Source organism: Streptomyces sp. PR69 (genome assembly GCF_026420845.1).
GTDB lineage: Bacteria > Actinomycetota > Actinomycetes > Streptomycetales > Streptomycetaceae > Streptomyces.
On sequence record NZ_JAOWCB010000001.1, the window covers coordinates 188,129 to 207,215 of the forward strand.

17 protein-coding genes are annotated in these 19,087 nt (G+C 72.3%); 12 read left to right on the forward strand and 5 right to left on the reverse strand.

Translation table 11 applies throughout. The features are described from left to right. Nucleotides 1-35 precede the first annotated feature (35 nt). The 3 genes from OF819_RS00820 to OF819_RS00830 are packed head-to-tail and all read left to right on the forward strand — an operon-like array spanning nt 36 to nt 2,692. On the forward strand, nt 36-836 hold the full coding sequence (locus OF819_RS00820; RefSeq protein WP_267241472.1) for an SDR family oxidoreductase: 801 nt from the start codon (nt 36-38) through the stop codon (nt 834-836). A 53-nt stretch (nt 837-889) separates the two neighbouring features. Beyond that, entirely contained in the window at nt 890-1,501 is a 612-nt protein-coding gene (locus OF819_RS00825) for a TetR/AcrR family transcriptional regulator (protein ID WP_416370453.1), read from the forward strand. A gap of 33 nt (nt 1,502-1,534) precedes the next feature. After that, nucleotides 1,535-2,692: an acetyl-CoA C-acetyltransferase gene (locus OF819_RS00830; protein WP_267241293.1), complete on the forward strand. Its 1,158-nt coding sequence runs from the start codon at nt 1,535-1,537 to the stop codon at nt 2,690-2,692. A gap of 41 nt (nt 2,693-2,733) precedes the next feature. Here the strand turns inward: OF819_RS00830 and OF819_RS00835 are convergent, their stop codons facing one another. From OF819_RS00835 to OF819_RS00850, 4 genes are read right to left on the reverse strand one after another with little or no spacing between them, the layout of a single operon-like run. Then, a complete protein-coding gene (locus OF819_RS00835) occupies nt 2,734-3,792 on the reverse strand; it encodes an NAD(P)H-dependent flavin oxidoreductase (RefSeq protein ID WP_267241294.1) in 1,059 nt (352 codons plus the stop codon). Beyond that, nucleotides 3,789-4,694, reverse strand: coding sequence for a CoA-transferase subunit beta (locus OF819_RS00840; RefSeq protein ID WP_267241295.1), 906 nt, complete (start codon nt 4,692-4,694; stop codon nt 3,789-3,791). The genes OF819_RS00835 and OF819_RS00840 overlap by 4 nt, the downstream gene beginning before the upstream one ends. Further along, complete coding sequence (locus tag OF819_RS00845) at nt 4,691-5,560, reverse strand: CoA transferase subunit A (protein WP_267241296.1); 870 nt, start codon at nt 5,558-5,560, stop codon at nt 4,691-4,693. Before OF819_RS00845 ends, OF819_RS00840 begins: the two co-directional genes overlap by 4 nt. Continuing rightward, entirely contained in the window at nt 5,557-6,321 is a 765-nt protein-coding gene (locus OF819_RS00850) for an enoyl-CoA hydratase family protein (RefSeq protein ID WP_267241297.1), read from the reverse strand. Before OF819_RS00850 ends, OF819_RS00845 begins: the two co-directional genes overlap by 4 nt. A gap of 56 nt (nt 6,322-6,377) precedes the next feature. On the opposite strand from OF819_RS00850, the gene OF819_RS00855 reads away from it, so the two are divergent. Both OF819_RS00855 and OF819_RS00860 read left to right on the forward strand, forming a co-directional pair. Then, entirely contained in the window at nt 6,378-7,220 is an 843-nt protein-coding gene (locus tag OF819_RS00855; protein WP_267241298.1) for an SDR family oxidoreductase, read from the forward strand. Then, nucleotides 7,217-8,146: an SDR family oxidoreductase gene (locus OF819_RS00860; protein ID WP_267241299.1), complete on the forward strand. Its 930-nt coding sequence runs from the start codon at nt 7,217-7,219 to the stop codon at nt 8,144-8,146. The genes OF819_RS00855 and OF819_RS00860 overlap by 4 nt, the downstream gene beginning before the upstream one ends. A 90-nt stretch (nt 8,147-8,236) precedes the next feature. On the opposite strand, the gene OF819_RS00865 is transcribed toward OF819_RS00860, so the two are convergent. Then, the gene (locus OF819_RS00865; RefSeq protein WP_267241300.1) at nt 8,237-9,133 is read right to left on the reverse strand and encodes a hypothetical protein; all 897 of its coding nucleotides are present in this window, start codon (nt 9,131-9,133) and stop codon (nt 8,237-8,239) included. Nucleotides 9,134-9,335: 202 nt separating this feature from the next. Here OF819_RS00865 and OF819_RS00870 point away from each other — a divergent pair, with 202 nt between their 5' ends. From OF819_RS00870 to pyk, 7 genes are all read left to right on the forward strand, one after another. Beyond that, nucleotides 9,336-10,166 carry a S1 family peptidase gene (locus OF819_RS00870; RefSeq protein WP_267241301.1) on the forward strand — a complete coding sequence of 277 codons (831 nt, stop codon included), beginning with the start codon at nt 9,336-9,338 and terminating at the stop codon, nt 10,164-10,166. A 185-nt stretch (nt 10,167-10,351) separates the two neighbouring features. Further along, entirely contained in the window at nt 10,352-10,678 is a 327-nt protein-coding gene (locus OF819_RS00875) for a chorismate mutase (protein ID WP_267241302.1), read from the forward strand. 297 nt (nt 10,679-10,975) lie between these two features. Continuing rightward, the gene (pepN, locus tag OF819_RS00880) at nt 10,976-13,495 is read left to right on the forward strand and encodes an aminopeptidase N (RefSeq protein ID WP_416370440.1); all 2,520 of its coding nucleotides are present in this window, start codon (nt 10,976-10,978) and stop codon (nt 13,493-13,495) included. A 268-nt stretch (nt 13,496-13,763) separates the two neighbouring features. Beyond that, entirely contained in the window at nt 13,764-15,140 is a 1,377-nt protein-coding gene (locus OF819_RS00885; RefSeq protein ID WP_267241304.1) for a pyridoxal phosphate-dependent decarboxylase family protein, read from the forward strand. Beyond that, the gene (locus tag OF819_RS00890; protein ID WP_267241305.1) at nt 15,137-16,576 is read left to right on the forward strand and encodes a lysine N(6)-hydroxylase/L-ornithine N(5)-oxygenase family protein; all 1,440 of its coding nucleotides are present in this window, start codon (nt 15,137-15,139) and stop codon (nt 16,574-16,576) included. Before OF819_RS00885 ends, OF819_RS00890 begins: the two co-directional genes overlap by 4 nt. A gap of 111 nt (nt 16,577-16,687) precedes the next feature. After that, the gene (locus OF819_RS00895) at nt 16,688-17,440 is read left to right on the forward strand and encodes an SIMPL domain-containing protein (RefSeq protein ID WP_267241306.1); all 753 of its coding nucleotides are present in this window, start codon (nt 16,688-16,690) and stop codon (nt 17,438-17,440) included. Nucleotides 17,441-17,597: 157 nt separating this feature from the next. Beyond that, nucleotides 17,598-19,022 (forward strand): pyruvate kinase, encoded by a 1,425-nt coding sequence (gene pyk, locus OF819_RS00900; RefSeq protein WP_267241307.1) that lies wholly within the window; start codon nt 17,598-17,600, stop codon nt 19,020-19,022. The last annotated feature ends 65 nt before the right edge of the window (nt 19,023-19,087 follow it).

Consider the following 19,087-nt stretch of genomic DNA (forward strand, 5'->3'; position numbering starts at 1 on the left):
ACAGGGCCGAGGCCAACAGCGCCGGGGGTGAGAAGGTGGGGGCCGACAAGCCGCAGTACGTTCCGGGGCACGGCCTGCTCACCGGCCGCACCGCCGTCGTCACGGCCGCGGCCGGAGCGGGGATCGGCGGTGCGACCGCCCGCCGACTCCTGGAGGAGGGCGCGCGCGTCCTCCTCGGCGACCGCCATGCCCGACGGCTGAAGGAGGCGGAGGCCGCGCTCGCCGAGGAGTTCGGCGTCGCCGCCGTCGCCGCACTGCCCTGCGACGTCACCCAGGAGCCCCAGGTCCAGGCGCTGTTCGACACCGCGGTGCGGCTGCACGGCGGCCTGGACATCGTCGTCAACAACGCCGGGCTCGGCGGCGCCGCGCCCCTCGCCGAGATGACCGACGAGCAGTGGTCCACGGTCCTCGACACCACCCTGACCGGCACCTTCCGCTGCACCCGCGCCGCCCTGCGCCGCTTCCGCGACACGGCCCGGGCCCCCCGGGGCGGCGGCTGCGTCGTCAACAACGCCTCCGTCCTCGGCTGGCGCGCCCAGAAGGGCCAGGCCCACTACGCCGCCGCCAAGGCGGGCGTCATGGCGCTGACCCGGTGCGCCGCCGTCGAGGCGGCCGAGTACGGGGTGCGGGTCAACGCGGTCGCGCCCAGCCTGGCCATGCACCCGCATCTGGCCAAGGTCACCTCGCCGGAGCTGCTCGACGAGCTGACCGCGCGGGAAGCCTTCGGGCGCAGCGCCGAACCCTGGGAGGTCGCCAACGTGATCGTCTTCCTGGCCAGCGGCTACTCCTCGTATATGACCGGCGAGGTCGTCGCCGTGAGCAGTCAGCGTGCCTAGGCCGTGTCGGCAGAGCAGCGCCGTCCGGGGACGACAATGGTCATGTGCCCAAGATGAAGAAGACACAGGTGGCCGCGGCCCCCGTGCCCGACCGACGCAGAGAACTCCTCGACACGGCGGCCGAGGTGTTCGCCGCGCACGGCTACAACGCCACCACCGTGCGCCAGATCGCGGACACGGCCGGGATGCTCGCTGGCAGCCTCTACTACCACTTCGACTCCAAGGAGTCGATGGTCGACGAGATCCTCTCCACCTTCCTCGACGAGCTGTGGCAGGGGTACGACGCCGTGCTCGCCGCCGGACTCGGCCCGCGGGAGACCATCGAGGCCCTGGTCACCGAGTCCTTCCGGGAGATCGACCGGCACCGCGCGGCCGTCGCCATCTACCAGAAGGAGTCCCGTCAGCTGGCCGCCCAGCCGCGCTTCGCCTATCTCACCGAGTCCCAGCGGAAGTTCGAGCAGGCATGGCTCGGGACGCTTCAGCGCGGGGTGGCCGAGAGGGTCTTCCGCGCCGATCTGGACGTCCGGCTCGCCTACCGGTTTCTGCGCGACACCGTGTGGGTCGCCGCCTCCTGGTACCGGCCAGGGGGACTGCACAGCCCCGAGGAGATCGCCCGCCAGTACCTGTCGATGGTGCTGGACGGCATCGCCGTACGAGACACCTAGCCCGGCACTCTCAGCAGCGAAGGAGCGGCAGCCATGGCCGAGGCCTATATCGTCGAAGCGGTACGCACCCCGGTGGGGCGGCGCAGGGGAGCCCTCGCCGCGGTCCACCCCGCCGACCTCGGCGCCCATGTGCTGACCGCCCTGGTCGAACGCTCCTCCATCGACCCCTCCGCCGTCGAGGACGTGGTCTTCGGCTGTCTGGACGCGGTCGGCCCGCAGGCCGGCGACATCGCCCGCACCTGCTGGCTGGCGGCCGGGCTGCCCGAGGAGGTGCCGGGCGTCACCGTCGACCGGCAGTGCGGCTCCTCGCAGCAGGCGGTGCACTTCGCCGCGCAGGGCGTGCTCTCCGGCACCCAGGACCTCGTCGTCGCGGGCGGCGTGCAGAACATGTCACAGGTGCCGATCGCCTTCGCCTCCCGGCAGGCCGCCGAGCCGCTCGGGCTCACCGAGGGCCCCTTCGCGGGCAGCGCGGGCTGGCGGGCGCGCTACGGCGAGACGCCGGTCAGCCAGTTCCACGGCGCCGAACTGATCGCGCGGAAGTGGGGCATCTCGCGGCGCGCCATGGAGGAGTTCGCGCTCACCTCCCACCGCCGCGCGATCCGCGCGGCCGACGAGGGCCGCTTCGAGAGGGAGATCGTGGCGTACGGGGACATGACGGCGGACGAGGGCCCGCGCCGCGACACCACCCTGGAGCAGATGGCGGCCCTGAAACCGGTCCTGGACGGCGGGACGATCACCGCGGCCTGCTCCTCCCAGGTCTCGGACGGCGCGGCGGCGCTGCTGCTGGCGAGCGAACGGGCGGTCCGCGACCACGGCTTGACGCCGCGCGCCCGTGTGCACCATCTGTCGGTGCGCGGCGAGGACCCCATCCGCATGCTGACCGCGCCCATCCCGGCCACCGCCCACGCGCTGAAGAAGACCGGCATGTCCATCGACGCCATGGACCTGATCGAGATCAATGAGGCGTTCGCCCCGGTCGTGCTCGCCTGGCTGCGGGAGACCGGCGCGGACCCGGACCGGGTGAACGTCAACGGCGGCGCGATCGCGCTGGGCCACCCGCTGGGCGCGACCGGCGCACGGCTGATGACGACGCTGCTGCACGAACTGGAGCGTACGGGCGGCCGCTTCGGCCTCCAGACGATGTGCGAGGGCGGCGGCCAGGCGAACGTCACGGTCATCGAACGGCTGTGAGCGCCGGCGGCTCAGCTCCGCCAGGTCACATGGGCCAACGATCATTCGGTGAACGGCGGGGTCCGCAGCGCGCGGAGCACCTCCTCCGCCTCCCGCATCACCCGCTCCACCAGCTCCGCGCAGCTCGGCAGGTCCTCGATCACTCCCGCCACCTGGCCGGAGGCCATCACACCCAGGTCCGTACGGCCGTCGACCATGGCCGCCTTCAGCAGCATCGGAGTGTTCGCGGCGAGCAGCACCTGGCTGAGGGACAGCTCCCTGCCGTGCTTCAGTGCGCGGCCGTCACGGACCAGCTCCGCCCAGGACAGCCCCGAGATCCGGCGGAAGCGGGCGGCGCCGCGCAGCGCGTGCGCCAGCGCTTTGAGACGTCCGGCGCGCTCCAGCGCGTCGACCAGATCCGTGCGGAGCATCCGGTGCGGCAGCCCGTCGACCGCCGTGGTCACCGTGACGTCCCGCACGGACGCCGCCAGATAGCGCGCCTTGACGGCGTCCGGCACGGTCGAGTCCGACGTGAGCAGAAAGCGGGTCCCCATGGCGACGCCCGCCGCGCCGTACGCCAGCGCCGCCACCAGCCCCCGCCCGTCCCGGAAGCCGCCGGCCGCGACGACCGGAACCGACACCGCGTCGACGACCTGCGGCAGCAGCACACCGGTCGCCACCTCCCCGGTGTGCCCGCCGCCCTCGCCGCCCTGCACGATGACCGCGTCCGCGCCCCATGCCGCGACTTTCTCCGCATGCCGCCGCGCGCCCACCGACGGGATCACGACCACGCCCGCGTCTTTCAGCTCGGCGATCAGCTCGGGCGAGGGCGCGAGGGCGAACGACGCCACCCTCACCCCCTCCTCGACGATGATCCGGACCCGTTCGCGGGCGTCGGAGGCGTCGGCGCGCAGATTGACCCCGAAGGGAGCGCCGGTACGGGCCGCCACCTCCCGCACCGCCTCGCGCAGCCGGCCGGGCGTCATGGTCGCGGAGGCGAGGATGCCCAGCGCCCCGGCGTTCGCGGCGGCGGAGACCAGCCGTGGGCCGGCGACCCATCCCATCCCGGTCTGCACGATCGGATGCCGTACTCCGACCAGCTCGGTGAGCGGCGTTCTCATCGGGCCGCCGCCCCGACCGCGTGTTCGCGGCGTCCCTCGGGGTCGATGACCTCGCGGATCAGCCGCAGTTCGGCCGCGGTCGGCTCACGGGTGTACGGGACCTCCCCGGACGCGGACGCGGACCCGGACCCGGACGCTGACGCAGACGCTGACGCGGACATGGACCCGGACCCGGACCCGGACCCGGACGCGGACCCGGATGCGGACCCGGATGCGGACCCGGACCCGGACGCTGACGCGGACATGGACCCGGACCCGGTCACCGGCATGGTCAGCGCGAAACCGGTCGCCTCCCGCACCTCCTCGACCGTGACGCCCGGATGCAGCGACACCAGCCGCATCGTCCGGTCGGGCGTCTCGAAGTCGAACACGCCGAGGTCGGAGACCACCCGCGGGATGCGGTGGAACCGGCTCGCCGACGGGCCCGCGGCCGCCGCCCGCGTGTAGCCGACCCCGCACACCATGTCGACCCGCTCGACGAACACCCTCCGCGCGTGCCGCGGCACCCAGTAGCTCACCGGGTGGTTGAGGGTGTTCGCGGGCGCGCCGCGCACGCCCAGCAGCTGGCGGGCGGGCCGTCGCCAGTCGCCGATGCAGGAGATGTTCTGGTTGCCGTGCCGGTCCAGCTGGCTCGCGCCCATCATCACATGCCGCCGGCCCCCGGTGACCAGCGCCAGATGCTGCCGGTACGGCAGCCAGCCCTCCACCGTCCCGTCGAGGCCGACCAGCATCGCCTCCCCGTCGGTGAGCAGCAGGTCGGGGGAGAAGGTGTACTTGGCCAGGCGCGCGCCGAGAGACGGGATCAGGCCCATCGGGCTGGCCAGCACCTCCCCGTCGCCGCGCCATGCCTCGGCGCAGGCGACCACGCAGTACTCGGCCCGGCTGACCGCGCCGTCCGTCATCGCCGCACCCCCTCTTCCCGCCGCTCCTCATGCCAGGTCCGCACCGCCGACTGATAGGCGGCCTCGCCGCCGCCCGCGAGGAAGCGGTCCGCGAACTGGGGCCAGCCGGTGGTCGCGTACAGCTGCTGGAAGGGCTCGTCGCGGTCGTAGTCAGGGGCGCACGAGGTGAAGTGCGCGCCGTTCGGGGCCTCGACGACACCGGTGACGGCATGGCGTTTGAGCAGCAGGGTCTGCGGCGCGGCCCCCTTGGCGAGGTCGGCCGTCTCCACGAGCCGCTCGCAGGAGACATAGGCCGTGTCGGCGGCCTCGCAGAACAGATCGTCGAAGTACGGGTCGGGGCCCAGATACTGGCCGTTGCCGGACCGGTCCGCGCGGTTCATATGCACCAGCGCGGCGTCCAGCCGCAGAGCGGGCGCGGCGACGAACTCCTCGCCGTCCTCGTACGGCGAGACCACCGTGCGCAGAGTGGGGTTGACCCGCATGACGTCGGAGCCCAGCGCGGTGCGCACCGGCAGGAACGGCAGCCGGTGGGCGGCCGCGGTGAGCCCCCACATGAACATCGCCTCGTCGAGCTCCGTCAGTTCGAAGGCGGCCTGCTGCCGGGCGGTGCGGAAGTGCGGTTCGAGCGGGATCGAGTCAAGGGTGGCGAAGGGGGCGACAAGACGGCGCACCCGGCCCGCCGCGATGAGCAGCCCCACGTCCGGGCCTCCGTACGACACCACGGTGAGATCCGTGAGGCCCGCCCTGAGCACCGCCCTGACCAGCGCCATCGGCTTGCGGCGCGAGCCCCAGCCGCCGATGCCGAGCGTCATCCCGCTGCGCAGCCCGCCCGCGACGTCCTCAAGTGCCATGGTCTTGTCCGTCACCGTCCCGCCTCCCCGGCCGGAGGCTCGCCGAAGGCGTCGCGGACGCGGTCAGCGAGCCCGCTGAGCCCTGCCTCGAAGGTGAAGCCCTGCTCGAAGCGGTAGCTGCGGCGGACGTCGACCGGGTCGATGCCGTTGATCGCGGCCTTGGCCAGCCGCAGCAGTTCGCCGTCCTTCGCCGCGATCTCCCGGGCCAGCCCCAGCGCGGCCTCACGCAGCCGGGCGCGCGGGGTGACCTGCCATACCGCGCCATGGGCGTGCAGATCGCGGGCGGTGACGGTCCGCGAGGTGAAGTACAGCGTGCGCATCAGATGCTGGGGGACCAGCCGGGCGAGATGGGTGGCCGCGCCCAGGGCGCCCCGGTCCAGCTCCGGGAGGCCGAAACGGGCGTCGTCGGAGGCGACGAGCGCGTCCGCGTTGCCCGCAAGGCCGACGCCGCCGCCCAGGCAGTGGCCGTGCACGGCCGCGACGACGGGGACCTCGCACCCGTACACGGCGGCGAACGCCTCGGCGCAGGCGCGGTTGACGCCGATGAGCGCCGTGCGCGCCGCGTCGTCCCGCTGCAGCTCCTTGAGGTCGACGCCCGCGTTGAAGCCGCGGCCCTCGGCCGCCAGCACGACACAGCGCACCGCCGGGTCGCGGCCCGCGGCGCGCACCGCGTCGGCGAGGTCGTGCCAGCCGCGCACCGGCAGGGCGTTGACGGGCGGGAAGTCGACGGTGACGAGGCAGACGCCTTTTCCGGGACGTGCGGTGGAGACACCCATGGGCGGATCAGCTACCTTTCCACCAAACGTTTGTTAGGTGAGGAAGGTAGCAGCCCATGGAGTGGGAGGGGAGGGTCGCGGTCGTCACCGGCGGCACACGGGGGGTGGGCGCGGGCATCGCGCGGGCGTTCCTGCGGGCCGGGGCCGAGGTCCTGGTCTGCGCCCGCCGCCCGCCCGAGCAGCCGGTGGCACACGACGGCAGGCGGGCGCGCTTCCTGCCCGTCGACCTGCGCGACACGGACGCGGTACGGCGTCTGTTCGACGAGGTGGCCGCCCGGTACGGACGGCTGGACACGCTCGTCAACAACGCCGGCGGAACCCCCTACCGCCCGCTGGGCGACGGCGGGCCCGAACGCCACGCCAGGGTGGTGGAGCTCAACCTCCTCGTACCGCTCACGGTGTCGCTCGCCGCCTATGAACAGCTGCGCGCCGCGCACGGCTCGGTGGTGATGACCGGCAGCGTGAGCGGGACCCGCCCCTCGCCGGGCACGGCGGCGTACGGGGCGGCCAAAGCGGGTCTGGAGAGCCTGGCCCGGTCCATGGCGGTGGAGTGGGCCCCCGAGGTGCGGGTGAACACCCTCGTCCTCGGCATGGTCCGCACGGAGCTGTCCGCGCTGCACTACGGGGACGCGGCCGGGGTGGCGGCGGTGGAGCGCACGGTGCCGCTTGGGCGGCTCGCACAACCGGACGAGATCGGCGACGCGGCGCTCTTCCTCGCCTCGGACCGCGCCGCCTACATCAGCGGGGCGTCGCTGCTGGTGCACGGGGGCGGCGAGCGGCCCGCCTTCCTCGCCGCGGCGACCGCCAACCGGCAGCAGCAGACCGCGGACGAGAGAGCCGGCGAGACCGTCGGCCGGCAGGGGGAAGCCGTCGACCGGCAGAAGGGGAGCACCAGATGAGCGGCATCTGCGACGGGCGCGTCGTCATCGTCACCGGAGCGGGCAGAGGACTCGGCCGCGCCCACGCCCTGGCCCTGGCAGCCGAGGGCGCGCGCGTCGTCGTCAACGACCTCGGCGTCGGCCCCGACGGGCTCCCGGGCGAGCCCCCGGGCCCGAGCGGTCACGCACGGCAGGTCGCCGACGAGATCCGCGCCGCGGGCGGCGAAGCGCTGGCGCACGGCGGGGACATCGCCGCGCCCGAGGGCGCGCGCTCCCTGGTCGCCGCCGCCGTCGACGGCTTCGGCCGGCTGGACGCCCTCGTCAACAACGCCGGTTTCCTGCGTGACCGGATGCTCGTCAACCTCGGCGAGGACGACTGGGACGCCGTCGTACGCGTACACCTCAAGGGCCACTTCCTCCCGCTGAAGCATGCGGCGGCGCACTGGCGCGCCGAGGCGAAGGCGGGCCGCGGGACGGCCGCCAGGGTCGTCAACACCACCTCAGGGGCTGGTCTGCTCGGCAGCGTGGGTCAGGGTGGCTACTCGGCGGCCAAAGCCGGAATCGTCGCCCTGACGCTGGTCGCCGCGGCGGAACTGGGGCGCTACGGAGTCCAGGTCAACGCCGTCGCCCCGGCCGCCCGCACCCGGATGACCGAACGCGCCTTCGCGGAGACGATGGCGGCCCCGGCGGCGCCCGGCGCGTTCGACGCGATGTCCCCGGAGAACGTCTCGCCGCTGGTCGTCTGGCTCTGCTCCGGTCCGCCCAGCGCGGGCGTCACCGGGCGGGTCTTCGAGGCGGAAGCGGGCCGCATCACCGTCATGGAGGGCTGGCGGCGCGGCCCCACCGCCGACAAGGGGGCGCGCTGGGCCCCGGCCGAGGCGGGGGAGGCGGCCCGCGGCCTGCTCGCCGGGGCCGAGCCGCCCCTCCCGGTGTACGGGGCGGAGTGACCCCGCCTTCCCATACACCGCTTGACGCCGCTGCTCGGGCGGCGCTGCTCGGGGGCTGCGGCTCAGGGACTGCGGCTCAGCCGCCGCCGCTCAGGTGTCGCACTCCAGAACCGTGCGGCACAGCCCGCAGCGGGCCCGCACCCGCCCGCGGACCGGCAGCCGGATGCGCTGCCGGCAGGTGGGACAGGGGAAGGAGACCTTCAGCCCGCCGTCGGGTCCCCCGCCCTCGAACGCGTACGGCGAGCCCTTCCCGGCGGCGTGCGGATGCTCCAAGGCGTGCCGCCGCTCCTTGGCGTACCGGCGGCGGCCCGCCCATCCGGCCGCCGTCAGCGGGGGCTGCCGGCGGTCGTGCTGCGCCTGCGCCCTGCCCTTGGCGAACGCCGTGTACGCCTGCGGGCTGGTGAACCACGGCGAGGGGTCCTCGCCGAACACCTCCGACCGTTTGGCCAGCACATAGCCGAACTCCTCCGGCGTGAGATAGCCCAGCTTCTGGCTGGAGAGCCGGTCCTCCCGGAACGCGTCGAGCAGCAGCCACCCCGCCCCCAGATAGGTGGTCGCCGTGTCCGTGAGGATCTCGTTGTCGCGCGTCCCGGCGAACGACAGATCCAGCCGGTGCAGCAGCACATGCATGATCTCGTGGGCCAGGGCCGCCCCGATGTCCCGGCGATGCTTGCGGAATCGGTCGTTCAGTTCGATGAAGTACTCGGGGCCCGCGGCCAGTTCGACGGACGCGGCATGCTCCATCTCCCGGAAGCTCACGATCATCCGGGCGTCCGGCAGCCGCAGCTGCTGCACCAGGGCACGCGCGACACGCTGTGCGCCCAGATGCAGATCGTCGTGGTCGGCGAACGCCACATCGGCGGGCAGCACGCTGGTGCCGTACGCGAGGACCCCGTCCGGCGACAGCCGCCGGTACAGCGCGGTGATCGCCTCCCGCACCGTGTCGAGGTGCGGAAAGCCGTGTACGACCTCGCTGCCGTTCACCACGTCCGTACCCCCATGCGCGACGGTCGGCCGGACTCAACTCTACGGCGCTTCGTCGCGGGGCTCCTGGCATGGCCGAAAAGGCCGTCTTGTGAGGTCATGATCCACTCTCCATAATCCGAGCAGGCTTGTCGGGCTCATGTCATGCCGTGCTTGGCCGTGGGGCCGGCGGGCGTATCTCAACCCCCCCACGAAAGGCAGTCCGTTGAAGCAGCTTCTGCGCGCAGCCAAAAGATGCGCCGCGGCAGGGGCGGTCGCCCTCGCCGTGATCAGTCTCCAGCCCGCCTCGGCCTCCGCGGCCCCCGCCGCCGCCCCGCCCGCACAGCAGACACCGTCCGCTCGGCCCGCCCCCTCCGCCGTGCCGCCCGTCGTCGGCGGAACCCGCGCCGCCCAGGGCGAGTTCCCCTTCATGGTCCGGCTCTCCATGGGCTGCGGCGGATCGCTCTACGCCCCCGACATCGTGCTGACCGCCGCCCACTGCGTGAACGGCTCAGGCAACAACACCGGCATCACCGCCACCGCGGGCGTCGTCGATCTGCGCAGCCCCAGCGCGATCAAGGTCCGCTCCACCAAGGTCGTCCAAGCCCCCGGCTACAACGGCGAGGGCAAGGACTGGGCGCTGATCAAACTCGCCAGGCCCATAGACCTGCCCACCCTGAAGATCGCCGACACCACGGCGTACAACAACGGCGCCTTCACCGTCGCTGGCTGGGGCGCCGCCCGGGAAGGCGGACCGCAGCAGCGCCATCTGCTCAAGGCCGAGGTCCCGTTCGTCTCCGACGCCGTCTGCCGCCAGGCGTACGGCAGCGCTCTCATCCCGGCCGAGGAGATCTGCGCCGGATACAACCGGGGCGGCGTCGACACCTGCCAGGGCGACTCCGGCGGCCCGATGTTCCGCAAGGACAACACCGGCTCCTGGATCCAGGTCGGCATCGTGAGCTGGGGCTACGGCTGCGCCCGGCCGGGCTACCCCGGCGTGTACGCCGAGGTCTCCACCTTCGCCTCGGCCATCAGGAGCGCGGCGGCGAACCTGTAGCCGCACACCGGGCCGGGCACACCGGCACCGCAGCACACCGCACAGCAGAGGCGGCCGACCGGGATGACAGCCCGGCCGGCCGCCGTCCCCGCACCCCGGTCCGTTACCCGGAGCCAGGACATCCGCATCCCAGACCCTGAACACCCGCCGACCCTTTTGACCACGGCGACGTAAGCTCCGAGACCATGACCACGAGGGACATCGACGAGTCCGTACAGGCCCAGCTCAACCGGCTCCGCGAGAGCATCGACAACATCGACGCGGCAGTCGTGCACATGCTCGCCGAACGCTTCAAGTGCACCCAGCAGGTGGGCCACCTCAAGGCCCAGCACAACCTGCCGCCCGCCGACCCCGCCCGCGAGGCCCGCCAGATCGAGCGCCTGCGCCAGCTCGCCGAGAGCGCCAAGCTGGACCCCGCCTTCGCCGAGAAGCTGCTGAACTTCATCATCGCCGAGGTCATCCGCCACCACGAGACCATCGCGGCCAACCCCGACACCCCCCGCCAGCCCTGATCCGTCCCCGGCCCGCCGGACCTCTGCACACCGGAGCGCCGCCGAGCCGCAAATCCGGCGCACCCGGCGGGCGACGAACCCCCTCACCGACCGGAGCCCGGGCCCGCCCCGCGCCCCGCGCCCCGCAAGAACGGCCTTGGGCGCCCCGGCCGCCCGGCCGCCAGTGGCCCCGCCCCCGCGCGGGGCACGGGCTCCGGCCATATGAGCCCCGGCCTCCGCCGCCCCGCCTCCGCGTGCGCTCTCAGCGCAACGGGAACCCCATGTGCCGGGCCCGGCCCATCAGGCAGCATGTCACCCATGTCCGTACTGACGCGCGACGAAGCGCAGACCCGAGCCCAGCTCCTCGACGTCCATCGGTACACCGTCGAGCTCGACCTCACCACAGGCGAGGACACCTTCGACTCCCGCACGGTCATTCACTTCACCGCGGGCACAGCCGGAGACACCTTCGTCGAACTGAAGCCCGCGGTCCTGCGCTCCGCCACCCTCGACGGCCGGCCCCTCGACCCCGAGACGCTCCAGGAGAACAGGCTCCCCCTCACCGGCCTCACCCCGGGCGAGCACGAACTGCGCATCGACGCGGACATGCGGTACTCACGCACCGGCGAAGGCATGCACCGCTTCACCGACCCCAGCGACGGCGAGGTGTACGTCTACACCCAGCTCTTCCTGGACGACGTCCAGCGCGTCTTCGCCGCCTTCGACCAACCCGACCTCAAGGCCGTCTTCGAGATGGCCGTCACCGCCCCCGAAGGCTGGACCGTCCTCGGCAACGGCATCGCCACCCACACCGGCGGCGGCCGCTGGCGCTGCGCCCCCACCCCGCCGCTCGCCACCTACTTCGTCGCCGTCGCCGCGGGCCCCTGGCACTCCGTGCGCACCGAACACGCCGGCCTGCCCTTCGGCCTGCACTGCCGCCGCTCCCTCGCCCCTCATCTCGACGCCGACGCCGACGAACTCTTCGAGATCACCCGGCAGTGCTACGACCGGTACCACGAGAAATTCGAGGAGCCCTACCCCTTCGACTCCTACGACCAGGCCTTCGTCCCGGAATTCAACTCCGGGGCCATGGAGAACCCCGGCCTGGTCACCTTCCGCGACGAGTTCGTCTACCGCTCCGCCGTCACCGACACCCAGCGCCAGACCCGCGCCATGGTCATCGCCCACGAGATGGCCCATATGTGGTTCGGCGACCTCGTGACCCTCGCCTGGTGGGACGACATCTGGCTGAACGAGTCCTTCGCGGAGTACATGGGCTACCAGACCCTCACCGAGGCCACCCGCTTCACCGACACCTGGGTCGACTTCGGCATCACCCGCAAAGCCTGGGGCTACGACGCCGACCAGCGGCCCTCCACCCACCCCGTCGCCCCCGCACCGGAAGCCGTCCCCGACACCGCCTCCGCGCTGCTCAACTTCGACGGCATCTCCTACGCCAAGGGCGCCTCCGCACTCCGCCAGCTCGTCGCCTGGCTCGGTGAGAAGGACTTCCTCGCCGGCATCAACCTCCACTTCGCCCGCCACAAGTTCGCCAACGCCACCCTCGCGGACTTCATCGACTCCCTCTCCCGGGCCACCGACCGGGATGTGCCCGCCTGGGCCGAGCAGTGGCTGGGCACCACCGGAGTCGACACCCTCACCCCGCAGACCGCCGAGGCCGCCGGCGGCTGGTCGCTGACCGTGAACCGCGACGGCAGCAGGCCCCACCGCGTCGCCGTCGCCGCCTACGACCAGGACCCGGTGGAGTCCGGCCGGCTCGTCCTGCGCGAACGCTTCGAACTCGACCTCCCGCAGCGCGAGCCCCGGACAGCCTCCGGCCGCCGCCCCGCCCTCGTCGTCCTCAACGACGGCGACCTCAGCTACGCCAAGGTCCGCCTTGACGCCGCCTCCTGGGACACCGCCCTGCGCTCCCTCTCCGGCATTCCCGATCCGCTCACCCGCGCCGTCGTGTGGAACGCCGCACGCGACATGGTCCGCGACGGCGAACTCGCCCCCGACGCCTACCTCGACGCGGCCCGCGCCCACCTCCCCCGCGAAAGCGACCTGGCCATCGTCCAGGGCGTCCTGGCCTTCGCCTCCGGGCAGCTCGCCGACTGCTATCTGCCGCCAGAACGACGCCCTGCCGCGCTGACCGCCGTCACCGCCGTCTGCCGCGACCTGATGCGGCACACCGAGGACGGCCGCGACCCCGGACTGCGCCTCACCGCCGTCCGCCACTTCATCGCCGCCGCCGCCCGGCCCGAGAACCTCCAGGAGTGGATCAACGACGGCAGCGTGCCCGGCGGACCCGAACTCGACCCGGAACTGCGCTGGCGCGTCCTGTGCCGCCTCTCCGTCCTCGGCGCCGCCGACGAGAGGGTCATTGCCGCCGAACTCGACCGCGACCCCAGCGCCGCCGGCCAGGAAGGCGCCGCCCGCTGCCGCGCCGCCCTGCCCGACCCGGAGAGCAAAGCGGCCGCCTGGGACCGGATGTTCCGCTCCGACAGCTTCTCCAACTATCTCTTCATCGCCACCGCCCAGGGCTTCTGGCAGCCCGAACAGGCCGGCCTCGTACGCGACTACGTCCACCGCTACTACCCCGACTCCGTCGCCCTCGCCGCCCGGCGCGGCCCCGCCATGGCCGAAGCGGCCGGACGCCATGCCTTCCCCGCCCACCACGTCGACGCCGAGGCGCTGCGGCTGGGCGAGAAGTGCCTGCGCGACGACGAGATGATCCCCGCCCTGCGCCGCAAACTCGCCGACCAGCTCGACGACCTGCGCCGCGCCCTGGCCGTGCAGGAGGCCCACCGGGAGGACGGTCCCGCCCGGGAGGGCTGATGACCTCTCCGACAGGGCCCCGGAGCACCACTCCGGGGCCCTTCGCCATCCCCGCCCCATCCCCCGCCCCCTTGGCCCCCTCCCACCCCCGCGACGTCCGCCCTGCCCACCCGCACCGCCCCTTACCAGTCGGCCCACCCCGAACGCCTCCGCATCGCACGGCAGTACCCCTTTCGGGTTGAGATCCCCCTCCTCTCCGGTCACCTCCACCAGCCGCCGTCCACCCTGGTGGAACACCCATGTTCCGAGAAGGACCCGAGGATCCCACATGAGTACGCCGCCCCTCGCCGGAGGCATCGACGGCCCCGACGCCCTGCGGCCGCTGCTCGCCACCGTGCTCGATGCGCTGCGCAACGGCGCCATGGCCCGCGGCGGCCCCCTCCCGGCAGGCGGCCCCGACGCCGTCGCCGCCCGTGTCCGCCGGGCCGCACACCCTGTCCTCCCCGACAGCGGCGTCGGAGCCCATGAAGCCCTGCACACCCTCGTCCAGGCCGTCGCCCACGGTGCCGCAGACCCCGCCGACCCGCTGTGCGCGGCACATCTGCACACCCCGCCGCTCGCCCTCGCCGCCGCCGCCGATCTCGCCGCCTCCGCGCTCAACCCCTCCCTGGATTCCTGGGACCAGGCGCCCGCCGCGTCAGAACTAGAGGCCGCCGTCGCCCGCACCCTCGCCGCCGAGGTGTACCCCGCAGGTCAGAGCCCCGATGCCCTCGTCACCACCGGCAGCACCGAGGCCAACCAGCTGGCACTGCTCCTTGCCCGAGAACGCCACGGCCCGGTCCGCGTCGTCTGCGGCCCCGACGCCCACCACTCCGTCCACCGCGCGACCTGGCTCCTCGGCCTGCCCCGGCCCGTCACCGTCCCCGCATCCCCCTCCGGCCTGCTCGACCCGGCGGCCCTCGACACCGTCCTGACCTCGCTGCCCGGGCCTCATCTCGTCACAGCCACCGCCGGCGCCACGGACACCGGCCGCATCGACCCCCTCTCCGACATCGCCGACATCTGCGCCGCACACGGCGCACAGCTCCACATCGACGCCGCCTACGGCGGCGCCCTGCTCTTCAGCAAACAGCGCCGCAGCCAGCTCCATGGACTCGACCGAGCCCACACCGTCGCCCTCGACCTGCACAAACTCGGCTGGCAGCCGGTCGCCGCCGGACTGCTCGCCGTACCGGACACAGAACAGCTCACCCCCCTCGCCCACACCGCCGAATACCTCAACGCCGAGGACGACACAGAAGCCGGTCTCCCCGATCTCCTCGGCCGCTCGCTGCGCACCACCCGCCGGCCCGACATCCTCAAAGTCGCCGTCACCCTCCGGGCACTCGGCCGCACCGGCCTCGGCGACCTCGTCGACCGCACCTGCGCCGCGGCCATACACCTCGCCGACCTCGTCGAGAAGAGCACGCTGCTGGAGCTGTACGAGCGGCCCGCCATCTCCACCGTGCTCTTCCGCCCCATCGCGGCCGACGACCGTCAGACCGCGGCCATCCGCCGCTCCCTCCTCACCGAGGGCCGCGCCGTCCTCGGACGCGCCCGGGCGTCAGGACGCCTCTGGCTCAAGGCGACCCTCCTGAACCCCCATGTCACCGCCCGCGATCTGGAAACCCTGATCGAACTCGTGGAAGGCAGCACCCCCCGATGACCGGCACCCCAGCAACCGAACCCTCCCACCGCGCCCCCGGGGCGGGCGCGGACACCCGGCCCCACGATCTCGTGGGCATCGGCATCGGCCCCTTCAACCTCTCCCTGGCCGCCCTCGCCCACGGCGTCCCCGGCGGCCTCGCCACCGCCTTCTACGAACAACGGCCCTCCTTCCACTGGCATCCCGGGCTTCTCATCGACGGCACCACGCTCCAAGTGCCCTTCCTCGCCGACCTGGTGACCCTCGCCGATCCGACGAGCCCCTGGACCTTTCTGAACTATCTCCGCTCTCTCGACCGCCTCTTCCCCTTCTATTTCGCCGAGCGCTTCCATGTGCAGCGCGCCGAGTACGACGCGTACTGCCGCTGGGTCAGCGACAACCTCCCCGGACTCCACTTCGGCCACCAGATCGACGCCGTGCGCTGGAACCCCGAACGCGCCCTTTTCGAAGTCGACTACACCCAGCTCGACGGCCATGGGGAAGCCGAGGCACTCGGCCGCGCCTACACCCGCAACATCGTGCTCGGCGTCGGCACCGAGCCGTTCGTCCCCGAACCCCTCAAGCTGCTCGCCGAGGCGCCCGCCGTCCCCGTCTTCCACTCCGCCGACTATCTCGACCACCGCGAACAACTCCTCTCCGCCGAACATGTCACCGTCATCGGCTCGGGGCAGTCAGGGGCCGAGGTCTTCCTCGATCTGCTCCGCTCCCGCCCCGTCGGCGCGGAGCAGATCCACTGGCTCGCCCGCACCGAAGCCTTCGCCCCCATGGAGTACTCCAAGCTCGGTCTGGAACACTTCACCCCCGACTACAGCCGCTATTTCCACGCCCTTCCCGAACAGGTCCGCGACGACCTGGCGCCCCGCCAGTGGCAGCTCCACAAGGGCATCGACGCCGGCACCATCGCCGCCATCCACGACGAGCTCTACCGCCGCTCCCTGCACGGGGGCTGGCCCGACACCGTCCTCACCCCCGGAGTCACCGTCCGCACCGCGGGCCGTGTCGCCACCACCAAGGTCGAACTGCACCTTGAGCACCTTCAGCAGGGGACCCGCTCCCGGCTCACCACCGACGCCGTCGTCCTCGCCACCGGATACCGCGAACGGCCCCTCGACCGCATGCTCGCCGGCATCGACCCCTATATGCGCCGCGACGCCTCCGGACGCCCCCGCATCGACGACCGGTACCGCCTCGTCCTCGACCCGTCCGTCAGCGGCTCGATCTATGTGCAGAACGCCGAACGCCACACCCATGGCGTCGGCGCGCCTGACCTCGGTCTCGCCGCCTGGCGCAGCGCCAGCATCCTCAACTCCCTCACCGGCAAAGAGCCCTATCCGCTGCCCCGGCGCACCGCCTTCACCACTTTCGGGCTTCACCAGCAGCAGACGTCGACCGTCCCCGCTCAGAAGCCCCCGCTCACCCCGCTGGACCAGTGCTAGAACTCGGGCTCGCGTAGATTCTGGCGCAGGCGGCAAGAGCTGCGAAAGGCTTGTGGATAACTGTCGCCGCACGGCACGGACCAGGCCAGCGCAGACCCCGGGAGCCCGCCCATGACCAGCTACGACGCATCGTCATCCGAATCCGCAACCGGCGCCGTACGGCCGGGCGGCAGCGCGCCCGCGCCGTACGGGACGCCTGAAGCCCCCCGCGTCTCCGTACGCGGCGAGGCCCGTCTGGAGTTCGATCCGGAGATCGCCAGGCTCTCCGTCACCGTCAAGGCCCGCGGCAGGGACCGCCGCGGCGCTCTGGAAGACCTCACCCGCCGCAATGCCGCCGTTCTCGATCTGATCAAGAGCTATGGCGAGGCCGTCGAGAAACTGGAGACCGGGGCCTTCTGCATCACCCCCGAGCTCACCCGGCACGGCCGTGAGGACCGCGTACGCGCCTGCCATGGGCGTGTTCACATCACCGCCGAACTCCGCGACCTCACCGTCGTCGGCGAGCTCGCCACCCGGCTCGCCGACCTCGAACTCACCCATGTCGGCGGCCCCTGGTGGTCGCTGCGCCCCGACTCGCCCGCCCATGGAGAAGCGCGCCGCCAGGCCGTGCGAGAAGCCGTGCAACGCGCGCGTGAGTACGCCGACGCGCTCGGCGCCCGGCTTGCGGCGCTCGTCGAGCTCGCCGATCTCGGCGCGGAGGGCGCCGTACCGTACGGAGAGTCTCCCGGGTTCGGCGGCGCCTTCCGGGCCGCACCCGCAGCCGCGGCGGCGGAGACGGCGCCCGCCCTCGATCTCGAACCGCAGCGCCAGACCGTCTACGCCCAGGTCAATGCGCGCTTCACCATGACCCCGCCGCAGTTGTGAGCTCAAGCCCCCGGCACAGCAGCACGGGATGCTTTCCACGCTCATCAGAGCACCCCCATGCACAATTCAACACTTGTCAATAACGTTTCATGCAAAGGTTGTTGAGTCGTCATGCGCAGCCGATTCTCTACCGGTTGGTAAGCCATAGGCTCGAGATATGCGCCGAGCAAAGATCGTTTGTACCCTTGGACCGGCCACCGACACATACGACCAGATCAAGGCATTGGTCGAAGCCGGAATGGATATCGCCCGCTTTAACCTCAGCCACGGTGTCTACGCCGACCACGAGGAGCGCTACCGGCACGTCCGGAAGGCGGCCGAAGAGGTCGGCCGCAGTGTCGGGGTCCTGGCAGACCTTCAAGGCCCGAAGATCCGACTGGGCCGATTCCGCGAAGGGCCCGTACTCCTTGAACGCGGCGATGAATTCACGATCACCGTCGAGGAGACGGAAGGCGACCGCCACGGCTGCGGCACCACCTACGCCGGGCTCGCCGCCGACGTCACCCGCGGCGAGCGCATCCTCGTAGACGACGGCAAGGTCGCGCTCGATGTGGTCGAAGTCGACGGGCCCCGCATCCACACCGTCGTCATCGAAGGAGGCATGGTCTCCGACCACAAGGGCCTCAATCTCCCCGGGGTCGCCGTCTCCGTCCCCGCCCTGTCCGACAAGGACATCGAGGACCTCCGCTGGGCCCTGCGCACAGGCGCGGACGTCATCGCGCTCTCCTTTGTGCGCTCCGGCCGTGATGTGGAGGACGTCCACCGGATCATGGCGGAGGAGGGCCGCAGGCTCCCCGTGATCGCCAAGGTCGAGAAGCCCCAGGCGGTCGAGAGCATCGACGACATCGTCGCCGCCTTCGACGGGATCATGGTCGCCCGCGGCGACCTCGGGGTGGAGCTGCCCCTTGAGCAGGTTCCGATGGTCCAGAAGCGCGCGGTCAAACTCGCCAGGCGCAACGCCAAGCCGGTCATCGTCGCCACGCAGATGCTGGACTCGATGATCGACAGCTCCCGGCCCACCCGGGCCGAGGCCTCCGACGTCGCCAACGCCGTCATCGACGGCACCGACGCCGTGATGCTCTCCGGGGAGACCAGCGTCGGCAAGTACCCCGTCGAAACCGTCCGCACCATGAGCCGTATCGTCGCGGCCGCGGAGGAGGACATCCTCGCCAAGGGGCTTCCGCCGCTGACCGAACGGAACAAGCCTCGCACCCAGGGGGGAGCGGTCGCACGGGCGGCGGCGGAGATGGGCGACTTCCTGGGGGCGAAGTACCTGGTGGCCTTCACTCAGTCCGGGGACACCGTCAAGCGGCTCTCCCGCTATCGCTCGCCGATCCCTCTCCTCGCCTTCACCCCGGACGCGGCCACCCGCGCCCAGCTGAGCCTCACCTGGGGCGTCGAGACGTTCCTCGGCCCGCGGGTGGACTCCACGGACGCGATGGTGGCCCAGGTGGACGAGGAGCTGCTGAGGATCGGCCGCTGTGAGCGAGGTGACATCGTCGTGATCACCGCGGGCTCCCCGCCGGGCGTTCCTGGCTCCACCAACCTGGTCCGCGTCCACCGCATCGGCGAGGCCGTATGAAGGCCGTGTGCCCCCCTCCGGGCCTGGTCGCACACCCCCGGGGCCTGGCCGTGCACACAGAAGGC

What these genes read in the sequence shown, in the direction of transcription:
- OF819_RS00825 (WP_416370453.1), top strand. Translation starts at nt 890, where the DNA reads ATGAAGAAGACACAGGTGGCCGCGGCCCCCGTGCCCGACCGACGCAGA.
- OF819_RS00830 (WP_267241293.1), top strand. Translation starts at nt 1,535, where the DNA reads ATGGCCGAGGCCTATATCGTCGAAGCGGTACGCACCCCGGTGGGGCGG.
- OF819_RS00835 (WP_267241294.1), bottom strand. Translation starts at nt 3,792, where the DNA reads ATGAGAACGCCGCTCACCGAGCTGGTCGGAGTACGGCATCCGATCGTG.
- OF819_RS00840 (WP_267241295.1), bottom strand. Translation starts at nt 4,694, where the DNA reads ATGACGGACGGCGCGGTCAGCCGGGCCGAGTACTGCGTGGTCGCCTGC.
- OF819_RS00850 (WP_267241297.1), bottom strand. Translation starts at nt 6,321, where the DNA reads ATGGGTGTCTCCACCGCACGTCCCGGAAAAGGCGTCTGCCTCGTCACC.
- OF819_RS00855 (WP_267241298.1), top strand. Translation starts at nt 6,378, where the DNA reads ATGGAGTGGGAGGGGAGGGTCGCGGTCGTCACCGGCGGCACACGGGGG.
- OF819_RS00860 (WP_267241299.1), top strand. Translation starts at nt 7,217, where the DNA reads ATGAGCGGCATCTGCGACGGGCGCGTCGTCATCGTCACCGGAGCGGGC.
- OF819_RS00875 (WP_267241302.1), top strand. Translation starts at nt 10,352, where the DNA reads ATGACCACGAGGGACATCGACGAGTCCGTACAGGCCCAGCTCAACCGG.
- pepN (WP_416370440.1), top strand. Translation starts at nt 10,976, where the DNA reads ATGTCCGTACTGACGCGCGACGAAGCGCAGACCCGAGCCCAGCTCCTC.
- OF819_RS00885 (WP_267241304.1), top strand. Translation starts at nt 13,764, where the DNA reads ATGAGTACGCCGCCCCTCGCCGGAGGCATCGACGGCCCCGACGCCCTG.
- OF819_RS00890 (WP_267241305.1), top strand. Translation starts at nt 15,137, where the DNA reads ATGACCGGCACCCCAGCAACCGAACCCTCCCACCGCGCCCCCGGGGCG.
- OF819_RS00895 (WP_267241306.1), top strand. Translation starts at nt 16,688, where the DNA reads ATGACCAGCTACGACGCATCGTCATCCGAATCCGCAACCGGCGCCGTA.
- pyk (WP_267241307.1), top strand. Translation starts at nt 17,598, where the DNA reads ATGCGCCGAGCAAAGATCGTTTGTACCCTTGGACCGGCCACCGACACA.